Source organism: Spirillospora sp. NBC_01491, assembly GCF_036227065.1.
GTDB lineage: Bacteria > Actinomycetota > Actinomycetes > Streptosporangiales > Streptosporangiaceae > Spirillospora > Spirillospora xylanilytica.
The window spans coordinates 4,428,774-4,447,303 of sequence record NZ_CP109432.1; the positions used below are offsets into that span (position 1 = coordinate 4,428,774).

Annotated in this window: 13 protein-coding genes, 1 pseudogene and 1 riboswitch; of the genes and pseudogenes, 4 read left to right on the forward strand and 10 right to left on the reverse strand. The window is 70.3% G+C overall.

Annotation, left to right across the window (positions count from 1 at the left end):
- Positions 1–232 precede the first annotated feature (232 nt).
- The 5 genes from OHA34_RS20600 to OHA34_RS20620 all read right to left on the reverse strand — a co-directional run bounded on the left by OHA34_RS20600 (position 233) and on the right by OHA34_RS20620 (position 6,085).
- Complete coding sequence (locus OHA34_RS20600) at positions 233–2,746, reverse strand: ATP-dependent Clp protease ATP-binding subunit (RefSeq protein WP_329518600.1); 2,514 nt, start codon at positions 2,744–2,746, stop codon at positions 233–235.
- A 352-nt stretch (positions 2,747–3,098) separates the two neighbouring features.
- Positions 3,099–3,422 carry a histone-like nucleoid-structuring protein Lsr2 gene (locus tag OHA34_RS20605; RefSeq protein ID WP_285940060.1) on the reverse strand — a complete coding sequence of 108 codons (324 nt, stop codon included), beginning with the start codon at positions 3,420–3,422 and terminating at the stop codon, positions 3,099–3,101.
- Between the two features lie 677 nt (positions 3,423–4,099).
- A complete protein-coding gene (locus tag OHA34_RS20610; RefSeq protein ID WP_329518601.1) occupies positions 4,100–4,723 on the reverse strand; it encodes an RDD family protein in 624 nt (207 codons plus the stop codon).
- Positions 4,724–4,729: 6 nt separating this feature from the next.
- Positions 4,730–5,551, reverse strand: coding sequence for an RDD family protein (locus OHA34_RS20615; RefSeq protein WP_285940058.1), 822 nt, complete (start codon positions 5,549–5,551; stop codon positions 4,730–4,732).
- A gap of 3 nt (positions 5,552–5,554) precedes the next feature.
- Positions 5,555–6,085 (reverse strand): amino-acid N-acetyltransferase, encoded by a 531-nt coding sequence (locus OHA34_RS20620; RefSeq protein WP_432763050.1) that lies wholly within the window; start codon positions 6,083–6,085, stop codon positions 5,555–5,557.
- 268 nt (positions 6,086–6,353) lie between these two features.
- A riboswitch (cyclic di-AMP (ydaO/yuaA leader) is annotated at positions 6,354–6,520 on the forward strand.
- Between the two features lie 99 nt (positions 6,521–6,619).
- Between OHA34_RS20620 and OHA34_RS20625 the strand changes: the two genes are divergently transcribed.
- Positions 6,620–7,534, forward strand: coding sequence for an NlpC/P60 family protein (locus OHA34_RS20625; RefSeq protein ID WP_285940057.1), 915 nt, complete (start codon positions 6,620–6,622; stop codon positions 7,532–7,534).
- A 256-nt stretch (positions 7,535–7,790) separates the two neighbouring features.
- Here OHA34_RS20625 and OHA34_RS20630 read toward each other — a convergent pair whose 3' ends face one another.
- The gene (locus tag OHA34_RS20630; RefSeq protein ID WP_285940056.1) at positions 7,791–8,021 is read right to left on the reverse strand and encodes a LuxR family transcriptional regulator; all 231 of its coding nucleotides are present in this window, start codon (positions 8,019–8,021) and stop codon (positions 7,791–7,793) included.
- 555 nt (positions 8,022–8,576) lie between these two features.
- On the opposite strand from OHA34_RS20630, the gene OHA34_RS20635 reads away from it, so the two are divergent.
- Both OHA34_RS20635 and OHA34_RS20640 read left to right on the forward strand, forming a co-directional pair.
- Entirely contained in the window at positions 8,577–9,602 is a 1,026-nt protein-coding gene (locus tag OHA34_RS20635) for a LacI family DNA-binding transcriptional regulator (protein ID WP_329518602.1), read from the forward strand.
- Between the two features lie 73 nt (positions 9,603–9,675).
- Positions 9,676–10,953 carry a cytochrome P450 gene (locus OHA34_RS20640; RefSeq protein WP_329518603.1) on the forward strand — a complete coding sequence of 426 codons (1,278 nt, stop codon included), beginning with the start codon at positions 9,676–9,678 and terminating at the stop codon, positions 10,951–10,953.
- A gap of 233 nt (positions 10,954–11,186) precedes the next feature.
- On the opposite strand, the gene lysX is transcribed toward OHA34_RS20640, so the two are convergent.
- Entirely contained in the window at positions 11,187–12,677 is a 1,491-nt protein-coding gene (lysX, locus tag OHA34_RS20645) for a bifunctional lysylphosphatidylglycerol synthetase/lysine--tRNA ligase LysX (protein ID WP_329518604.1), read from the reverse strand.
- A complete protein-coding gene (locus OHA34_RS20650; RefSeq protein WP_329518605.1) occupies positions 12,670–13,725 on the reverse strand; it encodes a LysR family transcriptional regulator in 1,056 nt (351 codons plus the stop codon). The genes lysX and OHA34_RS20650 overlap by 8 nt, the downstream gene beginning before the upstream one ends.
- Before the next feature lie 111 nt (positions 13,726–13,836).
- Here OHA34_RS20650 and OHA34_RS20655 point away from each other — a divergent pair, with 111 nt between their 5' ends.
- Positions 13,837–15,135: an MFS transporter gene (locus OHA34_RS20655; RefSeq protein WP_329518606.1), complete on the forward strand. Its 1,299-nt coding sequence runs from the start codon at positions 13,837–13,839 to the stop codon at positions 15,133–15,135.
- Positions 15,136–15,200: 65 nt separating this feature from the next.
- Here OHA34_RS20655 and OHA34_RS20660 read toward each other — a convergent pair whose 3' ends face one another.
- Positions 15,201–15,992, reverse strand: a complete 792-nt coding sequence (locus OHA34_RS20660) for a type III pantothenate kinase (RefSeq protein WP_285940050.1) — start codon at positions 15,990–15,992, stop codon at positions 15,201–15,203.
- A 14-nt stretch (positions 15,993–16,006) separates the two neighbouring features.
- A pseudogene (locus tag OHA34_RS20670) lies at positions 16,007–18,525 on the reverse strand (L-aspartate oxidase).
- Between the last annotated feature and the right edge of the window lie 5 nt (positions 18,526–18,530).

Below are 18,530 nucleotides of genomic sequence, written 5' to 3' on the forward strand. Positions count from 1 at the left end.
GTTCGGTCCGCTACCCGGAACTCACGATCGGCACGATGACCGGCATAAGAAGGATCGGGACAGCGGAGGAGACCAGGACACCCAGGGCCAGGACATCCGGGGGGCATGCGGGGCCGGGACATGCGGGGGCCGGGACATGCGGAGGACCCGCATCAGAATGTGATGCGGGTCCTCCGTCGAGCCGTTCGGCGCGCGCGTCCGCGGGTGGACGCCGGCCGGTGGTGCCGGTGGCTCAGTCCTTGTTGAAGTTGACCGCGCCCTCGATGGGCGGCGGGCTGTCGGGGACGCTGTCGGGCTTGGGAACACCCTTGAAGGTGAACTTGGCGTTCTCGCCCTCACCCTCGACACCCACGATCACGATCTGCCCGGACCGGACCTCGTTGTACAAGATCTTCTCCGACAGCGAGTCCTCGATCTCCCGCTGAATCGTCCGCCGCAGAGGCCGCGCACCCAGCACCGGGTCATACCCCCGCTCGGCCAGCAGATCCTTGGCCTCCTGCCGCAACTCCAGACCCATGTCCCGATCCTTCAGCCGCTCATCCACCTTCGCGACCATCAGATCCACAATCTGAATGATCTCCTTCGGCGTCAACTGATGGAACACCACCGTGTCATCCACCCGGTTCAAGAACTCAGGCCGGAAGTGCTGCTTCAGCTCCTCCCCCACCTTCGCCTTCATCCGGTCATACGACCCCTGCTCATCATTCGACCGGGCAAACCCCATCCCCTGCCCCTTGGAGATATCACGCGTCCCCAAGTTCGTCGTCATGATGATCACCGTGTTCTTGAAGTCCACCACACGACCCTGAGCATCGGTCAACCGACCATCCTCAAGAATCTGAAGCAAACTATTGAAAATATCCTGATGAGCCTTCTCGATCTCATCGAACAACACCACCGAGAACGGCTTCCGCCGCACCTTCTCAGTAAGCTGCCCACCCTCCTCATATCCCACATAACCCGGAGGAGACCCAAACAACCGCGACACCGTGTGCTTCTCCATGAACTCCGACATGTCCAACTGGATCAGCGCGTCCTCATCACCGAACAAGAACTCCGCCAACGTCTTCGACAACTCCGTCTTCCCCACACCAGACGGACCCGCGAAAATGAACGACCCACCCGGACGCTTCGGATCCTTCAACCCCGCACGCGTCCGCCGAATCGACTGCGACAACGCACGAATCGCGTCCTCCTGCCCGATCACCCGCCTATGAAGCTCATCCTCCATACGCAGCAACCGCGACGACTCCTCCTCCGTCAACTTGAACACCGGGATCCCCGTCGCCGTCGCCAGAACCTCAGCGATCAACTCCTCGGTCACCTCGGCCACCACATCCATGTCGCCGGCCTTCCACTCCTTCTCCCGCTGCGCCTTCGACCCCAGCAACTGCTTCTCACTGTCCCGCAGCGCAGCCGCCTTCTCGAAGTCCTGCGCATCGATCGCCGACTCCTTCTCCCGCCGCACATCCGCGATCTTCTCGTCATACTCCCGCAGATCCGGCGGCGCCGTCATCCGCCGGATCCGCATCCGCGACCCCGCCTCATCAATCAAATCGATCGCCTTGTCCGGCAAGAACCGATCCGAAATATACCGATCCGCCAACTGCGCCGCCGCCACCAACGCCGCATCAGTGATCGACACCCGATGATGCGCCTCGTACCGGTCCCGCAACCCCTTCAAAATCTCGATCGTGTGCGACAACGACGGCTCCGCCACCTGAATCGGCTGGAACCGCCGCTCCAACGCCGCATCCTTCTCCAGATGCTTCCGATACTCATCCAGCGTCGTCGCACCGATCGTCTGCAACTCACCCCGAGCCAGCATCGGCTTCAAAATCGACGCCGCATCGATCGCACCCTCAGCCGCACCCGCCCCCACCAGCGTATGCAACTCATCGATGAACAAAATAATGTCACCGCGCGTACGGATCTCCTTCAAAACCTTCTTCAACCGCTCCTCGAAATCACCCCGATACCGCGACCCCGCCACCAACGCACCCAGATCCAACGTGTACAGCTGCTTGTCCTTCAACGTCTCGGGCACCTCACCCTTGACGATCTTCTGCGCCAGACCCTCCACCACCGCCGTCTTGCCCACACCAGGCTCACCCACCAGCACCGGATTGTTCTTCGTCCGGCGCGACAGGACCTGCATCACCCGCTCGATCTCCTTGTCCCGCCCAATCACCGGATCCAACTTGCCCTCACGAGCAGCCTGCGTCAGATTCCGACCGAACTGATCCAGCACCAACGACGTCGACGGAGCAGCCTCCGACGGCCCACCCGCCGCCGCCGGCTCCTTCCCCTGATACCCATGCAGCAACTGAATCACCTGCTGCCGCACCCGGTTCAGATCCGCACCCAACTTCACCAGCACCTGAGCCGCGACACCCTCACCCTCACGAATCAACCCCAACAGGATGTGCTCAGTCCCGATGTAGTTGTGACCCAGCTGCAACGCCTCACGCAGCGACAGCTCCAGAACCTTCTTCGCACGCGGAGTGAACGGAATATGACCCGACGGAGCCTGCTGCCCCTGACCGATGATCTCCTCGACCTGCTGCCGCACCGCCTCGAGACTGATCCCCAGGCTCTCCAACGCCTTGGCGGCCACACCCTCACCCTCATGGATCAAACCCAAAAGGATGTGCTCAGTCCCGATGTAGTTGTGGTTCAACATCCTGGCCTCTTCCTGAGCCAGAACCACAACCCGCCGCGCACGGTCGGTGAACCTTTCGAACATCTCGTCGCTCCTCACAGAGCGGTAGGGCAGAGCCCGGAACGTCCGGACCCGTCCTTCCGCAAGCTAGCCCGCCCCGAGGAGGCCGCCCGGTGCACTCCACCAGGTGACGTTCCCCCGCTCAGCACTGTTCAGTCTCATCCAACTACCGCGTCGGTGTGTCATGTTCCCACTACGCCCCAAGCGAACGGGGCCTTCGCGGGGACCGCACCGCCCGGGAGCAGGGCCGCCGGGGAACCGTTCTCCGGCCTCGCGGCCGGGTGTACCTCCGGCCTGGGCGGCACAAACCCCCAGGGCACTACGCCATAAGCGAACGGCCCGCCTCAACCAGGAGACGGGCCGCCGGGCGGAGGGGTCAGTGCCCCGCCTCGTACTGCTCGATCACGTGGGCCGGGATCCTGCCGCGCTCATTGACCTTGATGCCATTGTTCTTGGCCCAGGCACGGATCTCGGCACTGCGCTCGCGGCTGGACGCACCGCGCTGACGGCGGCGGCGGGTGGCCGCGCCGGCCTTCCGGGACTTCTCCACGAACGGCTGGAGAGAATCCCGCAGCTTCTTTGCGTTGGCGCCACTCAGGTCGATCTCGTAGGAGGCGCCGTCGATCGAGAACGCTACGGTCTCGTCCGCCTCGCCACCGTCGAGGTCATCGACGAGAAGCACCTGAACCTTCTGTGCCATGGGGACAGACCTTTCGCTGGAGCAAACTGCATTCGGTGGCCAAAGATATACCGCGATCGTCGCCGATGACAATTCAAGTCGGGCGCCGAAGTTTCCTTCCCCTGGCGGTAACTCATCGTAATCGGGCTCGCCGAATCGGCCGTGGGGCGATAGCCGGGCAGGCCGGGTCCCGGCCGGAGCCGCTCCGGTCACCGGGGGGCGCGAATTGTCGGGCGCCATGGCGGTGACCCCGGGTTTTCGGGTGATCCAGGTCACTGGGCGGCACGCCGGCCGGGGCCGCCGGATGAGCATCGGACCAGGTCCGCGGGCACCCGGCTTTCGCGCCGAGGGTCCGCGGAGACAGAAATGGGACCGAGGGCCACCTTAACGGGACGGGGCACCATCCACCCCGAGACTCATCGATTAACCCTGACGTAACGACACTAACCGTGCCGCGGCAGGGAATGTGTCACCACCCCGCAACCCCCGCCCCGTAGGGGTTGCGGGGCATACCGACGGAGCTTGATGTCGACAGATAACGGCGAGCACGGGCAGGGCGAAATCTCTTGCCATCGACCGTCTCGCCGCTGTTGTTCCGCAGAGTGAAACGCAGCGGATACGAGCCGGGCGGGATGCATACGGAACGCGGGCGGCCACAATCGATCCAAATATCGGAGATAGGCCCGGCAAAACCAGCCCTACCGGCACTTCACCACGATCGTGCCCGCAAGACGGTCGTGCAGGGCCTGGCGGCGGGTTCCCTCGTACATCAGCCCGGCGTTCGCCACCCAGAAGACGCCGGCGAGCACGCCGAAGACCGGCACGGGCCGCGCCGCTATCGGCAGCGCGTACGTCGCCGCGCGCAGCAGGGCCCGGAGCACGCCCGGCCCACGCGTCAGCCGCTCGTCGGCATCCTCCGGAGTCGCCTCAGGGTCCGGAACGACCGCAGGGTCCGGAATGGCCTCAGCGTCCTGGACGGCCTCGGGGTCCTGGACGGCCTCGGGGTCCTGGAGGGCCTCGGTGTCCTGGACGACCTCGATGCCCGCGAAGCGCTTGCCGAGCGTCCGGCCCCAGGCGGCGAGCTGGACGGCCTCGTACAGCAGCAGCGCGACGGCGACGGCCGGCGGAGCCACGACGTCGGTGTCGCCGCCGGGCACCAGAGCCCGTACGACCGCCACCACGGGCAGTGCGACGATGAGCGTGTCGACGATGCGGGCCACCAGCCGCTGGCCCGGCTCGGCGAGCCTGAGGGCGTTCTGGGCGGGAGCGGGCGGCAGCCCCGAGGGGTCCTCGGGGCTGGGCGCCGAACTCGGCGCGGCCATCCGCTCTTACTCCTCGTACTCGGGGTACTCGTCGTACCCGACGCGCTCATCGATCACCAGCGTGCCCGCGAAGCGGTCGTGCAGCGCCTGGCGCAGCGGCTGGTCCCAGATCGCCCAGAGATAGGCCATCAGGGCGCCCGCCCACACCAGCGCCATCCCGTACGCGAAGTAGCTCCACATCTTCACCGAGAGGATGAGGAAGAAGAACACGCCGATCTGGTAGCCGACATGCGTGATGGCGGCGCGCCAGACGCCCTGCGTCGTGGAAAGCGGGCTTCCGGCGGGACGGACCTGCACGACGCCGAGACGCATGACGCGCTTGCCGAGCGTCCGCCCCCACATCGCGAGCTGAACCGACTCGTACAGGAACGGCAGCACCGACAGCACGCAGAAAAGGGTGAAGATGATGGGCCAGTTCCAGATGCCGCCCTCACTGCCGGCCTTACTGCCCGGGGTGTCCAGGCCGATCGTCCCCACAACGATCGGCAACACCAAGGCGAACCCGAACACCGCGACGAGCGCGTTGTCCATGATGCGCGCGGCTGCGCGCCGGAGGATCGGCGCCAGTGGCAGATCCGCCCCAGCGGACGGGTCGTCATAGCCGCCGTACTGGTCATAGGACGGTTCCTGCCACTGCTGCTGGGGTTGCTGCTGCCACTCCTGCTGAGGCGGCTGCTGCTGCCATTGCTGCGTGGCCGGCTGCTGTCCCTGGTGCTGCGCGGGTTGCTGCTGCCACTGGTCACCTTGGTAGGTGGGCGGCGGGCCGTACGACGGGCCACCGCCTGGGGGCGACTGGTACGGCCGTCCTCGGTGGGGGGATTCACTCATCGGTCAGTCCTCCAAGCGAAGCAGCATCCGGGTGTTGCCCAACGTATTCGGCTTCACCCGGTCGAGGTCCAGGAACTCTGCAACACCTTCGTCGTAGGAGCGGAGGAGCTCCTCGTACACCTCTGGCGCCACTGGAGTGCCCAGGATCGGCGCGAAGCCGTGGCGCGCGAAGAACTCCACTTCGAAGGTAAGACAGAACACCCGCCGGACACCGAGTTCTCTCGCCGTCTCCAGTAGGCGGCTCACAATGCGATGCCCGATCCCCCGGCCGCCGTGCCCCGATTCCACCGCGACGGACCGCACCTCCGCCAGGTCCTCCCACATCACGTGCAGGGCGCCGCAGCCGATGATCCGTCCCGGGGCCCCGTCCCGGACACCTTGGACGTCCTCGGCGACCCAGAACTCCTGTACGTCCTCGTACAGGACGACGGTGGTCTTCCGGAGCAGGCGTCGTCCCGATCCGGCGTACAGATCGACCAGCCTGCGGATCTCCCGGACGTCGGCGGTGCGGGCACGCCTGATCACAACTTCCACAAACAGGCGAGACTATCGAACACCGCCCCTTTGGCAGTTGTCGGCACGCTCCTACGCTTGGTGACGGGCACGTCACCGCCGGACCGTCCATCAGAAAAGGTGACGGAGAACACATCTCACCCCGGACAGAACCGGGCACCGCGCCCCGAACCGGCGGCCCTCACCAGGGATTTCACGGGTTCTGGTTGGCATCCATTGCCGACTCCGTTAGTGTCCTGCGCTGACATCGGCCACCGCTGCGCGGCGGCCGAACCGCCGAGTCCGCGGGCCGTTCCCAGCGCCCCGAGGAGCCGGGAACCCACTTCGGACGGTTCGGGGGACACCTCCCCCGTGACCGGCGCCGACTGGGGTGAATCCGCTTCCCGCCCGGGTCGCGGAAGGGCTGCTCCGGCCCGAACCCGTCAGCTAACTCGGTAGGCGGGCGAGGAGGGAGAATTCGTGGAGTCATCGCGCCCTGCTTTCTTTTCGGGTTCCGCACGCTCGCGTGCGGGCCGGGCCGCTCGATTCCGCGCCAGGACCGCCACCGCGGCCGGCGTGTTCCTCGCCCTTTCCCTCGCTCCACCGGCGGTCGCCGCGCACGCCGACCCTGAGCCGTCCACCAAGGAGCTCCAGGCGCAGGCGACCAAGCTCGCCGACCAGCTCGAGCAGCTCACCGAGCAGTACAACGGCCTGAAGGTCAAGCTCCAGCAGTCGCAGCGGGCCGCGAAGGTCGCCACCGACAACGCCAAGCGCCAGGAGCAGTCGCTCAAGGGCATCCGTGACAAGGTCGGCAGCCTGGCCGCCACCAGCTACATGCAGGGCGGCACCGACCCCACCGCCTCGTTCGTCGCGTCCCAGGACCCGCAGGCCCTGCTCGACCAGTCCGCCACCCTGAGCTACTTCGCCACCCAGGACGGCACCAAGGTGCAGGGCCTGATGCAGGCCATGCAGGCCGCCCAGCGCGCGCGCAAGGCCGCCGAGGAGCGCGCCCGGCAGGTGTCGCAGCTGCGCGGGCAGCTCGAAGCGCAGCGCAAGAAGGTCACCGAGACCTACGAGAAGGTCCGCGGCAAGCTGGTCAAGAAGGACCCGACCCAGCTCGCCAAGCTCCCCGTGATCGGCTCCGGCAAGGCCGCCCAGGCGCTCCGCCTGGCGATGGGCAAGATCGGCCGCCCGTACGTCTGGGGCGCCTCCGGCCCCACCACCTTCGACTGCTCCGGCCTCACCATGTGGGCCTACAAGCAGGTCGGCATCAGCCTGCCGCACTACACCGGCAGCCAGTGGAACGCGGGCACGCGCATCTCCCGGAGCCAGCTCCAGCCCGGCGACCTGGTCTTCTTCTACGGCGACCTGCACCACATGGGGATGTACGTCGGCGACGGGAAGATGCTGCACGCCCCGCAGACCGGTGACGTCGTCAAGATCGCCCCGATGGGCGGCCGGCCGTTCGCCGGCGGCGTCCGGGTCGCCTGACCCGCACCCGCGCGACTGACGAGACGATCGAGCGACACCGTGCCGCGAAGCCGTGCCGCGAACCCGCGGCCCCGTCCGGGCGGTACGGGCGGGCTCGGGGGACGAATCACGTCCGCGGCGACGCCTCCTACAGGGACCTACCTGTCAGGACGTCGACGTCGCCGCTGCGGGGTCGGACGGAATTCGTCGTGTTCTTCGGCCGCCGGTCTGCCTGGAGACGCCCGCCGTTCCCCCGGGCGGGCGCCGATCGTGCCGGTTAGATGAGCTGCCTTCGGGCCGCCCACACCACGGCCTCGATAGGGGTGTTGACGTCGAGCCGGTCGCAGATCGTCCGCAGCCGGCGTCTCAAGGTGCGTGCGCTCAGTTCGAGCTTGCGCGCGGCCACATCGGCCGTGACACCGCTGGCGATCTGGGCGAGAAGCCGGATCTCCTCCTCGTTCAGACGCGGATCGTCGGTGCCGCGACGTGTGAGTATGGCCTGTTCCACTCCGTCCTCCCTCGTCCGTGGTGATGACCGCGGGGATGCAGCCGTCCGCTGCACAGGCACGGGTAGATCTGTACGCGTTGGGTTGCCGGGTCCGGACTGCCGGACTTAGATCATCGGGTTCCTTTGCCGTCGCGCGTGCTTGGCCGGAGTTGGCCGAAAGGCCGATTGCGGGGTCCCCTGGAGGAACTCCGGGTGACGATTCAGTCGTTGGCCAACCGAACACGGACGCACCCCCGGGTGCGACAGGCTCGGCCGCGACGCCGCGGCCGGGCACGCCGGGGAGGGGTGCGTCTTTGTCCGGGACGGGTCACGACCGCCAGCCATCTACTCCCGTCCCTTCTCGTGCGATTCGCCGGTCTCGTCTCGGACGAAGATCGTGAATCGTTTCAAGCTACGCTTCGGCTCGGAACGCTAGGCGGCCGGATCCGGCCCGTCAAGCGCTGGTTAAGTACTATCTGCGCTCGTATGGCGACCGGTCGTGACCAGCTGTTCCGGGGCTTGTCATGGAAAACTCGACAACCTGCGAAAACAGATCCGGGGTCGACGAGGAGTGAGTTGCCACAGACCAGTATTCGCGAGGTAGCCAGGCGTGCCGGAGTCTCAGTTGGGACGGTTTCGAATGTCCTAAACCGGCCAGACCTCGTGGCCGAAGCCACCCGTGACCGCGTGCGCGCGGCGATCGAGGAGCTCGGATTCGTCCGCAACGAGTCGGCCCGCCGGCTCCGCCAGGGTCCCGACGACACCGAGCCCGAGCCGCGCAGGAAGGCGCGCGGGCGGGCGTTCGGCGTCCTCGTCGAGGACCTCGCCAACCCCTACGCCACCGATGTGGCGCGCGGGGCGGAGATGGCCCTCAACGAGGCGGGCCACGACGCCATCTGGCTCACCAGCGACCACTCCGCCGAGAAGGAGCGGCGCTCGCTCGACCTGCTGGAGGAGCAGCGCGCCGCGGGGGTGCTGGTCATCCCGGTGGGCCTCGGCCCGGCCGGCATCACCCGGCTGCGTTCGGCCGGGATGACCGTGGTGCTGATCGACCACGCCGGGCCGGACGTCTGCTCGGCCCAGGTCGACCACGTCGCCGGCGGCGAGATCGCCGCCGCGCACCTGCTCGGCCTCGGGCACGAGCGCATCGCGTTCGTGACCGGCGTCCCCGAGCCGCAGCCCTGCGTCGAACGGCGCGACGGGGCGGCGCGGGTCATCACCGAGGCGGGGCTGGAGCCGCCGCTGACGCTCGTCCAGGAGGCACTGTCGCCCACCGAGGGGCAGGCGGCGGCGCAGCGGCTGCTCAAGGGCTCGCCGGTGCCGTCCGGGGTGTTCTGCGCCAACGACCTGCTGGCGATCGGCCTGATCAACGAGCTGACCCGGCTCGGAGTGCGGGTGCCCGAGGACATGGCGGTGATCGGCTACGACGACATCGAGCTGGCCGCCAGCGCCGCGGTGCCGCTGACCACGGTCCGCCAGCCGCGCCGCGAGCTCGGCTGGGAGGCGGCCGAGCTGGCGCTGGCCGAACTGGCGGAGGGCCGCTCGCACCGGCACCGGCAGATCGTCCTGACCCCGGAGCTGCTCATCCGCGAGTCGGCCTGACCCCGGACCGCCCCGGACCGCCCGGAGCGGGGCGAGCCGGGGCGGCGCTATTGACAGCGCGTCCGAGATCCGGATGACTGGACTCATGGGGAACGTGGTCAAGGCGGGCGGGCCGGCGGTGGACGCCGCCTCGGTCCTCGGCTTCGACCCGTTCGCCCCGGCCTTCCACGCCGATCCGTACGCCCAGTACCGGCGGCTCGCCGCCGGCGGTCCGCTGTGCCGGACCCCGGCCGGGCTGTGGGTGACCACCTCGCACGGGCTGTGCGAGCGAGTGCTGCGCGATCCGCGGTTCGGGCACCGGCCCGAGAGCGGCGGCGTCTGGCGCGGGCAGGCGGGGCGGAACCGGTCGTTCCTCACCCTCGACCCGCCCGACCACACCCGGTTGCGGCGCCTAGTGAGCAAGGCGTTCACCGCGCGGCTGGTGCGGCGGCTGCGGCCCCGGATCGAAGAGCTGGTGGACGGGCTGCTGGCCGGGATCTCCGGCGAGACCGACCTGATCGGCGCGCTGGCGTACCCGCTGCCGGTGATCCTCGTCAGCGAGCTGCTCGGCGTCCCGCCCGAGGACCGCGACCTGTTCAAGGGCTGGTCGGACGCGCTCGCCCGCGGCCTCGACCCCGACTTCCTGATGCCCGCCGACGAGATCGCCCGGCGGGACGAGGCGCGCACCGAGTTCGCCGCGTACTTCCGCGAGCTGGTCGCGCGGCGCCGCGCAGAGCCGCCGCCGGGTGAGCCGTCGCCGGACGATTCGTCGCCGGGTGAGCCGCCCGATCTGCTGAGCGCGCTGGTCGCGGTCTCCGACGGGGGCGACGCGCTGACCGAGGAGGAGTTGCTCGCGACCTGCGTGCTGCTGCTGGTCGCCGGGCACGAGACGACGGTCAACCTGATCGGCAACGGCGCGCTCGCGCTGCTGCGCTCGCCGGGCGGGCTCGCGCGGTTCCGCGCGCACCCCGAGGAGGTGCCGGACGCGGTGGAGGAGCTGCTCCGGTACGACCCGCCTGTCCAGCTCACGTTGCGCTCCGTGCTGGAGGACGTCGAGATCGCCGGGACGGCACTGCGGCAGGGCGAGATGGTCCTTCTGCTGACCGGCGCCGCCAACCGCGATCCGTCCGTTTTCGCCGACCCCGATCGGCTCGACCTCACCCGGTACGGCTCGGACGCGCCGCGCCACCTGGCGTTCGGCCACGGGATCCACTTCTGCCTGGGCGCACCGCTGGCGCACCTGGAGGGGCAGATCGCGCTCCAGAAGCTGTTCGAGCGCGTGGTGACGCTCGCACCGGACGACGACCTCGTGTACAGGGACAACCTTGTACTACGCGGTCTGACCGCTCTCCCCGTGGTCGTCGGCCAGTAGCCGTCCGGCTCGTGGGGGCGCTCTGGACGGCCGTCGCGGCGGCGCATCCGGCCGTTACGCCGCCAGGGAACACTGGCTTGATCCCGGGTGCCCGCTGGCGCCCCGAGGCCGTGTACGGCGGCCAGAGGGCCGCGGAGCCCGTCCGGCCCACCCCGCCCGCCGCCCGGGCCGGGCCACCCGGAATGGGCGGCCGGGCCCGGTGGGACGGGGCGGAGTCTCGGGGCGAGAGCCGGCTACTCCGGCTTGACCAGCGGGAACAGGATGGTCTCGCGGATGTTCTTGCCGGTGAAGGCCATGATCATCCGGTCGATGCCGGCGCCCATCCCGCCGGTCGGCGGCATCGCGTACTCCAGCGCCCGCAGGAAGTCCTCGTCGAGCTGCATGGCCTCGAGGTCGCCGCCCGCCGCCAGCAGCGACTGCTCGGTCAGCCGGCGGCGCTGCTCGATCGGGTCGACCAGCTCGGAGTAGGCGGTGCCGAGCTCGGTGCCGAACCCGATGAGGTCCCACTTCTCGGTCAGCAGCGGCTCGTCGCGGTGCTGCCGGGTCAGCGGCGAGGTCTCCACCGGGTAGTCCATCACGAACGTCGGCTGGACGAGCGTGTGCTCGATCAGCTCCTCGAAGACCTCCTGGACGAGCCGGCCCTGCCCCCAGGCGGGGTTCCGCTCGATCCCGCGGGCCTCGGCGAGCTTGTGCACGGCCTCGATCGGGGTGTGCGGGGTGATCTCCTCGCCGAGCGCCTCCGACACCGACCCGTACAGCGTGATCCGCGGCCACTCGGCGAGGCCGAGGTCGATCTCCCGGCCGTCGTGCACGACCACCGAGGTGCCCAGCGCGGCGACGACCGCCTTCTGGTACATCCGCTGGGTCAGGTCGGCCATGTCGTTGTAGTCGAGGTAGGTGCCGTACGCCTCGAGCATCGTGAACTCGGGGTTGTGCGTGGAGTCGGCGCCCTCGTTCCGGAAGTTCCGGTTGATCTCGAAGACCTTCTCGATGCCGCCGACCACGAGCCGCTTGAGGTACAGCTCGATCGCGATGCGCAGGTAGAGGTCCATGCCGTAGGCGTTGATGTGGGTCTTGAACGGCCGCGCCGCCGCCCCGCCGTGGATCGGCTGGAGCATCGGGGTCTCGACCTCCAGGTACCCCTCCTCGTGCCAGAAGTCGCGGACCGCGCGCACGGTGGCGCTGCGGACGTGCGCCATCCGGCGCGCCTCGTCGTTGACGATCAGATCGACGTAGCGCTGCCGGACCCGGGCCTCGGGGTCGGTGAGGCCGGCGTGCTTGTCGGGCAGCGGGCGCAGGCACTTGGAGGTGATCGCGTACCGGTCCGCCATGATCGACAGCTCGCCGCGGCGGGAGGTGATGACCTCGCCCTCCACCCCGATGTGGTCGCCGAGGTCGACGTCGCGCTTCCAGGCGTCCAGCGCGTCCTGACCCACCTTGGCCAGCGACAGCATGACCTGGATCTCGGCGGAGCCGTCCCGGATCGTGGCGAAGCACAGCTTGCCGGTGTTGCGGATCAGCATGACGCGACCGGTGACGCCGACCGTGTCGCCCGTCTCGGTGCCCGGCTCCAGGTCCGGGTGTTTCTCCCGGATCGCGGCGAGGGCCGCGGTGCGGGGGAAGGTCACCGGGTAGGGGTCGATACCGCTCTCTCGGAGCCGGTCGAGCTTCTCCCGGCGCACGCGCATCTGCTCCGGGAGGTCGTCGTAGGTCTCGTCACTCACGGCTCAAGGCTATCGACCCGCCGCGATGCCCCGCGAACGACTTGGGAACGGCGGCTCGGGCGGGCGCGGGCGGCGCGGCCGATCCCGACGGCGCGGGCAGCTCGAGCAGGGCGGGCGGCGGGGACGCGGGCGGGGGCGGGAGCAGGACGGGGCCGAGCTCGCGGGCCATCGTCACCGCCAGCGCCCGGAACGCGGCGATCTCGGGCCGCGGGTCGCCGCGGCGCGTCGCCAGGACGCTGTCGTCCCACGGCGCGTCCGCGATCGTCACGTACCGCACCCCGGGCCAGGGGTAGAACCGGGCGAACGACCACAGCGCCGAGCTCACCCCGCGTCCGGCCGCGATGCTGAGCAGCACCTCCTGCGGGTTGCGCGCCTGGTCGACGCCGCGGCGCGGGCGCTCACCCCCGCGGGCGGTGGCGAAGTACAGGTAGTCCTTGAACACCTGCGGCGTGCACCCGGGCACTTTCACGTACGGCAGGTCGAGGACGTCGGCCAGCCGCGCGGTGCCGTCCTCGGCGACCGCGCTCGCGGCCGAGACGCCGACGATGCGCGGTTCGGTCGTCAGCACGTCCACCTCGACCCGCTCGTCGCCCGGGGCGGGACGCACGAACGCGACGTCCACCCGGTGCCGGACGAGGGCCGACACGTGCTCTGTGAAGTCGAGGCTCTCGACGACCAGCCGCGTCTCGGGCCGGGCCCGCCGGTACGCGCGCACGATCGCGGGGGTCAGCTCGGCCGACCCGTGGCCCATCACGCCGATCCGCAGCAGCGGCCTCGGACCGTCCTTCAGGTCGGCGGCGGGATCGGCGGCGGAGTCGGTGGCGGCCCGGACGGCCTTGAGCGCCTCGCGCGCGTGCGGGACGAGGCGTTCACCGGCCGCCGTCAGCCGCAGCGGGAAGCGTTCCAGGAGGTCCACGCCGACTTCCCGTTCGAGCTGCCGGACGTGCGCCGTCACCGCCGGCGGCGACAGGAACAACCGGGCCGCCGCCTTCGCGAACTGGCCCTCCTCAACGACCGCGAGGAACGAGGCCAGTTGACGGAGCTCCATGCGCCAACCGTACCTATCGCCCGATTCGCCCTCAGTGCCCGGATGCCACCTCGATTCACGAAACGTGAAGTCTATCCCGGACCTGGCCGGACGCCTTCTAGACAGGACTCCATGCCAGACATACGTCCAGCCCGGTCCACCGCCTGGCGCCCAGTGGCGCTGCTGATGTTCGGCGTGGGCTGGGGCGCCAACCAGTTCGCCTCTCTCCTGGCCTTCTACACCGAACGGCTCGATCTGGGCGGCGGGAGTGCCCAGGCCATGTTCGGCATCTACGCGGTCGCCCTCGTGCCGGGCCTCGCGCTGGGCGGCCCGGCATCCGACCGGTACGGACGCCGGCGGCTGGCCCTCCCGTTCGCCTCCGTCTCCGTCCTGGTGACCCTCGTGCTCATGGCGGGCGCTACCGCCCCTTGGCTGCTCTACACGGGGCGCTTCCTAGCGGGCATCGTCACTGGGGCGGTGCTCGCGTCCGGTACTGCGTGGGTGAAGGAACTCTCTCCTGCGTCGGGCACCCGGCTCACCGCCCTGGCCGTCTCGGCGGGGTTCGGCGCAGGTCCGCTGGCCTCGGCGCTGATCGCGCAGTGGGCGCCCAACCCGCTGGTCATCGCCTACCTCCCGCATCTGCTGATCATGCTGGTGGGCGTCCCGCTGGCGTTCCGGGTCCCCGAGACCCGGCCGCGGGCCGTCCGGCCGGAGACCGCCGTCGTCCCCGGTGGCGGGCCGTCCGCGCCCCCGGTCGGCGCGCCGGTGCCCGACGGCGGCGGCGCCCGCACGGCCGCCGGGACCATGACCGTGCCCAGCGGACCCGCCCCGGTCCTGAGCGTCCCGGATCGGCCGCGGCGGGGGACGGGCGTCCGGGATCCCGCGTTCAGGCGGAGGATCGCACCGGTGGCGGTCTGGGCCTTCGCCGCGCCCGTCACCGCGTTCACCGTGCTCCCCGTCGAGGCTCCCGTTGGGCACCTGCGGATCGCGTACACGGGGTTGATGACGGCGATCACGCTCGGCGCGGGGATGGCGGCGCAGCCCGTGGCGCGGCGCCTGGACGCCCGCCGCACGCGGCTGGTCGCGCAGGCCGGGCTGGGGTCCGTCACGGCCGGGATGCTGGTGGCGGCGCTGACGGTCACGCTGGGGCAGCCGCTGCTGAACACCGTCGCGGCGATCCTGCTCGGCGCCGGATACGGGTTCATCCTGACCTACAGCCTGGGCGAGGTGGCCCGCATCGCGAGGCCGGGCGAGCTGGCGGGCCTCACCGCCGTCGCCTACGCGCTGATCTACGTGGGGATGTTCACGCCGCTCGTGCTGACCGCGCTGAACCACCTGGTCCCGATGGTCGCCCTGCTGCTCTGCCTGGCTGCGCTCTGCGGCCTGTCGGCGCTGTACGTGACCCTCGTGTCCCGCCGGGCGGGCGTCTGATCACCCGCCTGGACGGACCGCCTGGACGGCCCGGCGGCGGGCGGCGGCGGCCCGCGGCCGGCCGGTCAGCCGGAGCCGCCGATGTTGCGCTGGTAGATCAGGCGCAGGCCGACGAGGGTCAGCCAGGGCTCGAAGGTGTCGATGCTGCGCGACTCCTCCAGCACCAGGGGGGCGAGGCCGCCGGTCGCGATGACGGTGACCTCGTCCGGCTCGCCCGTGAGCTCGCCCGTCATGCGCTCGACGATGCCGTCGACCTGCCCGGCGAAGCCGAAGATGATGCCGGACTGCAACGCCTCCACCGTGTTCTTGGCGATCACACTGCGCGGCCGGACCAGCTCGATCTTGTGCAGCTGGGCGCCGCGGGCCGACAGCGCGTCGATGGAGATCTCGATGCCCGGCGCGATCGCGCCGCCCACGTACTCGCCCTTGGCCGAGACCGCGTCGAAGGTGGTGGCGGTGCCGAAGTCGACCACGATCGCGGGGCCGCCGTGCAGGTGCACGGCGGCCAGCGCGTTCACGATGCGGTCGGCGCCGACCTCCTTGGGGTTGTCCATCCGGACCGGCACGCCGGTCTTGACGCCGGGCTCGACGATCACCGCGGCCACGTCGCCGTAGTAGCGGCGGCACATCTCCCGCATCTCGTGCAGGACGGACGGGACAGTCGAGCACAGCGCGATGCCGCTGATGTCGGTGTCGGCCAGCAGCGGGCTCTGCTGGACCAGGCCCTGGAGCACCACCGCGATCTCGTCGGCGGTCCGCCGCGGATCGGTGTTGATCCTCCAGTGCTCGATCACCTCCTCGCCCTCGAACAGTCCGAGGACGGTGTTGGTGTTACCGACGTCGATGGTGAGCAGCATCCGGTCCCCGCTGATCAGGAGAAGTCAAGGCCGATGTCGAGCACGCGGGCCGAGTGGGTCAACGCGCCCACAGCAAGGTAGTCCACACCGGTCACGGCGACGTCTCGGGCCCCGTCCAAACCGAGCCCGCCGCTCGCCTCCAGCTCGGCCCGGCCCGCCACCAGCCGGACCGCCTCGGTCATGTCGGCGATCGACATGTTGTCCAGCAGGATCGACCCGGCCCCGGCCGCGAGCGCCTCCTCCACCTGGGCCAGGGTGTCGCACTCGACCTGCACGTGCAGGGCCGGGTAGACCGCGCGGATCGCCTCGTACGCCTTGGTGACCGACCCGGCCGCCGCCACGTGGTTGTCCTTGATCAGCGCGGAGTCGGCCAGCCCCATCCGGTGGTTGACGCCCCCGCCGCAGCGCACCGCGTACTTCTGGAGGGCGCGCAGGCCGGGCAGCGTCTTGCGGCTGTCCCGGACCCTGGCCTTGGTGCCCGCCATCGCGTCGGTCCAGCGCCGGGTGGCGGTCGCGATCCCGGACAGGTGGGTGAGCAGGTTGAGGGCGGTGCGCTCGGCGCGCAGCACCGCGCGGGTCGGGCCGGAGACCGAGATCAGCACGTCCCCGGCGGCGATCCGGTCCCCGTCGGCGACCCTGGCCTCGTAGTGGACGCCGAGCAGTTCCAGGACGGTCTCGGCGGCCGGGATCCCGGCGGCGACGCCGGCCTCGCGGGCGGTGAAGTCGCCGGTCGAGGTCTGCTCCGCCGAGAAGATCGGCTCGCTGGTGACGTCGATCTCGCCGTCCTCGGCGAGCGCGACGCGCGCCAGGTTCTCCACAGCCTGTGGATCGAGCCCTGCGGCCCGCAGCTTCGCGTCCAGTTCCGGTGTCATGCGTTCTCCTCGGGGGCCTCGGGCCGGTAGGTGGTCGTCAGGGTTCCGGCGCCGCCCAGGCGCGTGGTCAGGCGGCCGCGCCAGGCGGCATCGTCGCGGTCGGGAAAGTCCTCCCGCCAGTGGCTGCCCCGGGTCTCCTCGCGGCGCAGCGCGGCGCGGGCGATCGCGGACGCCACGGTGTGCAGGTTGGTGACCTCCCACGCTGCCACACCTGGACGCGCCCCTTCGGACGGCCCCGCGGGATGCGGCTCCGCCAGGCGGTCCAGGTCGCGGACGGCGTCGGCCAGGTCGCCGGCACGGCGCAGGACTCCGACCCGGGCGGTCATCGTCCACTGGATGTCGCCCCGTACGGACGGGTCGACGAGCGTCCCCTCTGCGGCGTGTATAGGGGGAAACTCGTCCGGGACGGGCGACGCGGCGAGCTCGTCCCCTAGGGCGGCGGCTATGCGTTCGGCGAAGACCAGGCCCTCCAGTAGGGAATTGGACGCCAGACGGTTGGCCCCGTGCACGCCCGTGCAGGCGACTTCGCCGCAGGCGAACAATCCGGGCACGGACGTGCGTCCGGACAGGTCCGTCCTCACTCCGCCGCTTGCGTGGTGCGCGGCCGGGACGACCGGGATCGGTTCGTTCACCGGGTCGATCCCGTGATGGCGGCAGGCGGCCAGGATGGTCGGGAAGCGGCGCTCCCACATGCGGGCGCCGAAGTGCCGGCCGTCGAGCAGCATGTGGGACGCGCCCGTCTCCCGCATCCGCGTCATGATCCCCTTGACGACGACGTCGCGCGGGGCGAGCTCGGCCAGCTCGTGCCGGCCGGCCATGAACCGCCCACCGGCGTGGTCGATCAGATGGGCGCCCTCGCCGCGGACCGCCTCGGAGATCAGCGGCTGCTGGCCGCGCGCCCCCTCGCCCAGCCACAGCACCGTCGGGTGGAACTGGACGAACTCCAGGTCGGCGACGTCCGCGCCGGCCCGCAGCGCCAGCGCGACGCCGTCGCCCGTGGACACCTCCGGGTTGGTGGTGGCGGAGAACACCTGCCCGAGCCCGCCGGTGGCGAGGACGACGGCGCGGGCGCGCACGGCGCCGACGCCGCCGGGCTGCCCCTCGCCCATCACGTGCAGGGTGATCCCGGTGGCCCGCCCGCCCGCGTCGCGCAGCAGGTCGAGCACCAGCGCGTGCTCGATGACCTCCACGTCGGCGTCCTTGAGCGCGGCGAGCAGGGCGCGGCTGATCTCCGCCCCGGTCGCGTCGCCGCCCGCGTGCGCGATCCGCCGCCGGTGATGGCCGCCCTCCCTGGTCAGCGCGATGTCGCCGGCGCTGGAGCGGTCGAACTCGGTGCCGAGCGCGATCAGCCGCCGGACCGCGTCCGGCCCCTCGTCGACCAGGACCCGGACCGCGTCGCGGTCGCACAGCCCGACCCCGGCGGTGAGGGTGTCGGCCAGGTGCTCTGCGGGAGTGTCGTCCGGCGCCAGCGCGGCGGCGATCCCGCCCTGGGCCCAGCGGGTGGAGCCCGCGTCCAGCAGGGCCTTGGTGACCAGCAGCACCCGTCCGTGCGGCCGGCAGCGCAGCGCCGCGACCAGCCCGGCGATGCCGGACCCGATCACGACGATGTCGGTGTCCGCGGTCCATCCGGGGGCGGGGGCGGCGAGAAGACGGGGGATCATTCGCC

What these genes read in the sequence shown, in the direction of transcription:
- OHA34_RS20600 (WP_329518600.1), bottom strand. Translation starts at nt 2,746, where the DNA reads ATGTTCGAAAGGTTCACCGACCGTGCGCGGCGGGTTGTGGTTCTGGCT.
- OHA34_RS20605 (WP_285940060.1), bottom strand. Translation starts at nt 3,422, where the DNA reads ATGGCACAGAAGGTTCAGGTGCTTCTCGTCGATGACCTCGACGGTGGC.
- OHA34_RS20610 (WP_329518601.1), bottom strand. Translation starts at nt 4,723, where the DNA reads ATGGCCGCGCCGAGTTCGGCGCCCAGCCCCGAGGACCCCTCGGGGCTG.
- OHA34_RS20615 (WP_285940058.1), bottom strand. Translation starts at nt 5,551, where the DNA reads ATGAGTGAATCCCCCCACCGAGGACGGCCGTACCAGTCGCCCCCAGGC.
- OHA34_RS20640 (WP_329518603.1), top strand. Translation starts at nt 9,676, where the DNA reads ATGACTGGACTCATGGGGAACGTGGTCAAGGCGGGCGGGCCGGCGGTG.
- OHA34_RS20650 (WP_329518605.1), bottom strand. Translation starts at nt 13,725, where the DNA reads ATGGAGCTCCGTCAACTGGCCTCGTTCCTCGCGGTCGTTGAGGAGGGC.
- OHA34_RS20655 (WP_329518606.1), top strand. Translation starts at nt 13,837, where the DNA reads ATGCCAGACATACGTCCAGCCCGGTCCACCGCCTGGCGCCCAGTGGCG.
- OHA34_RS20660 (WP_285940050.1), bottom strand. Translation starts at nt 15,992, where the DNA reads ATGCTGCTCACCATCGACGTCGGTAACACCAACACCGTCCTCGGACTG.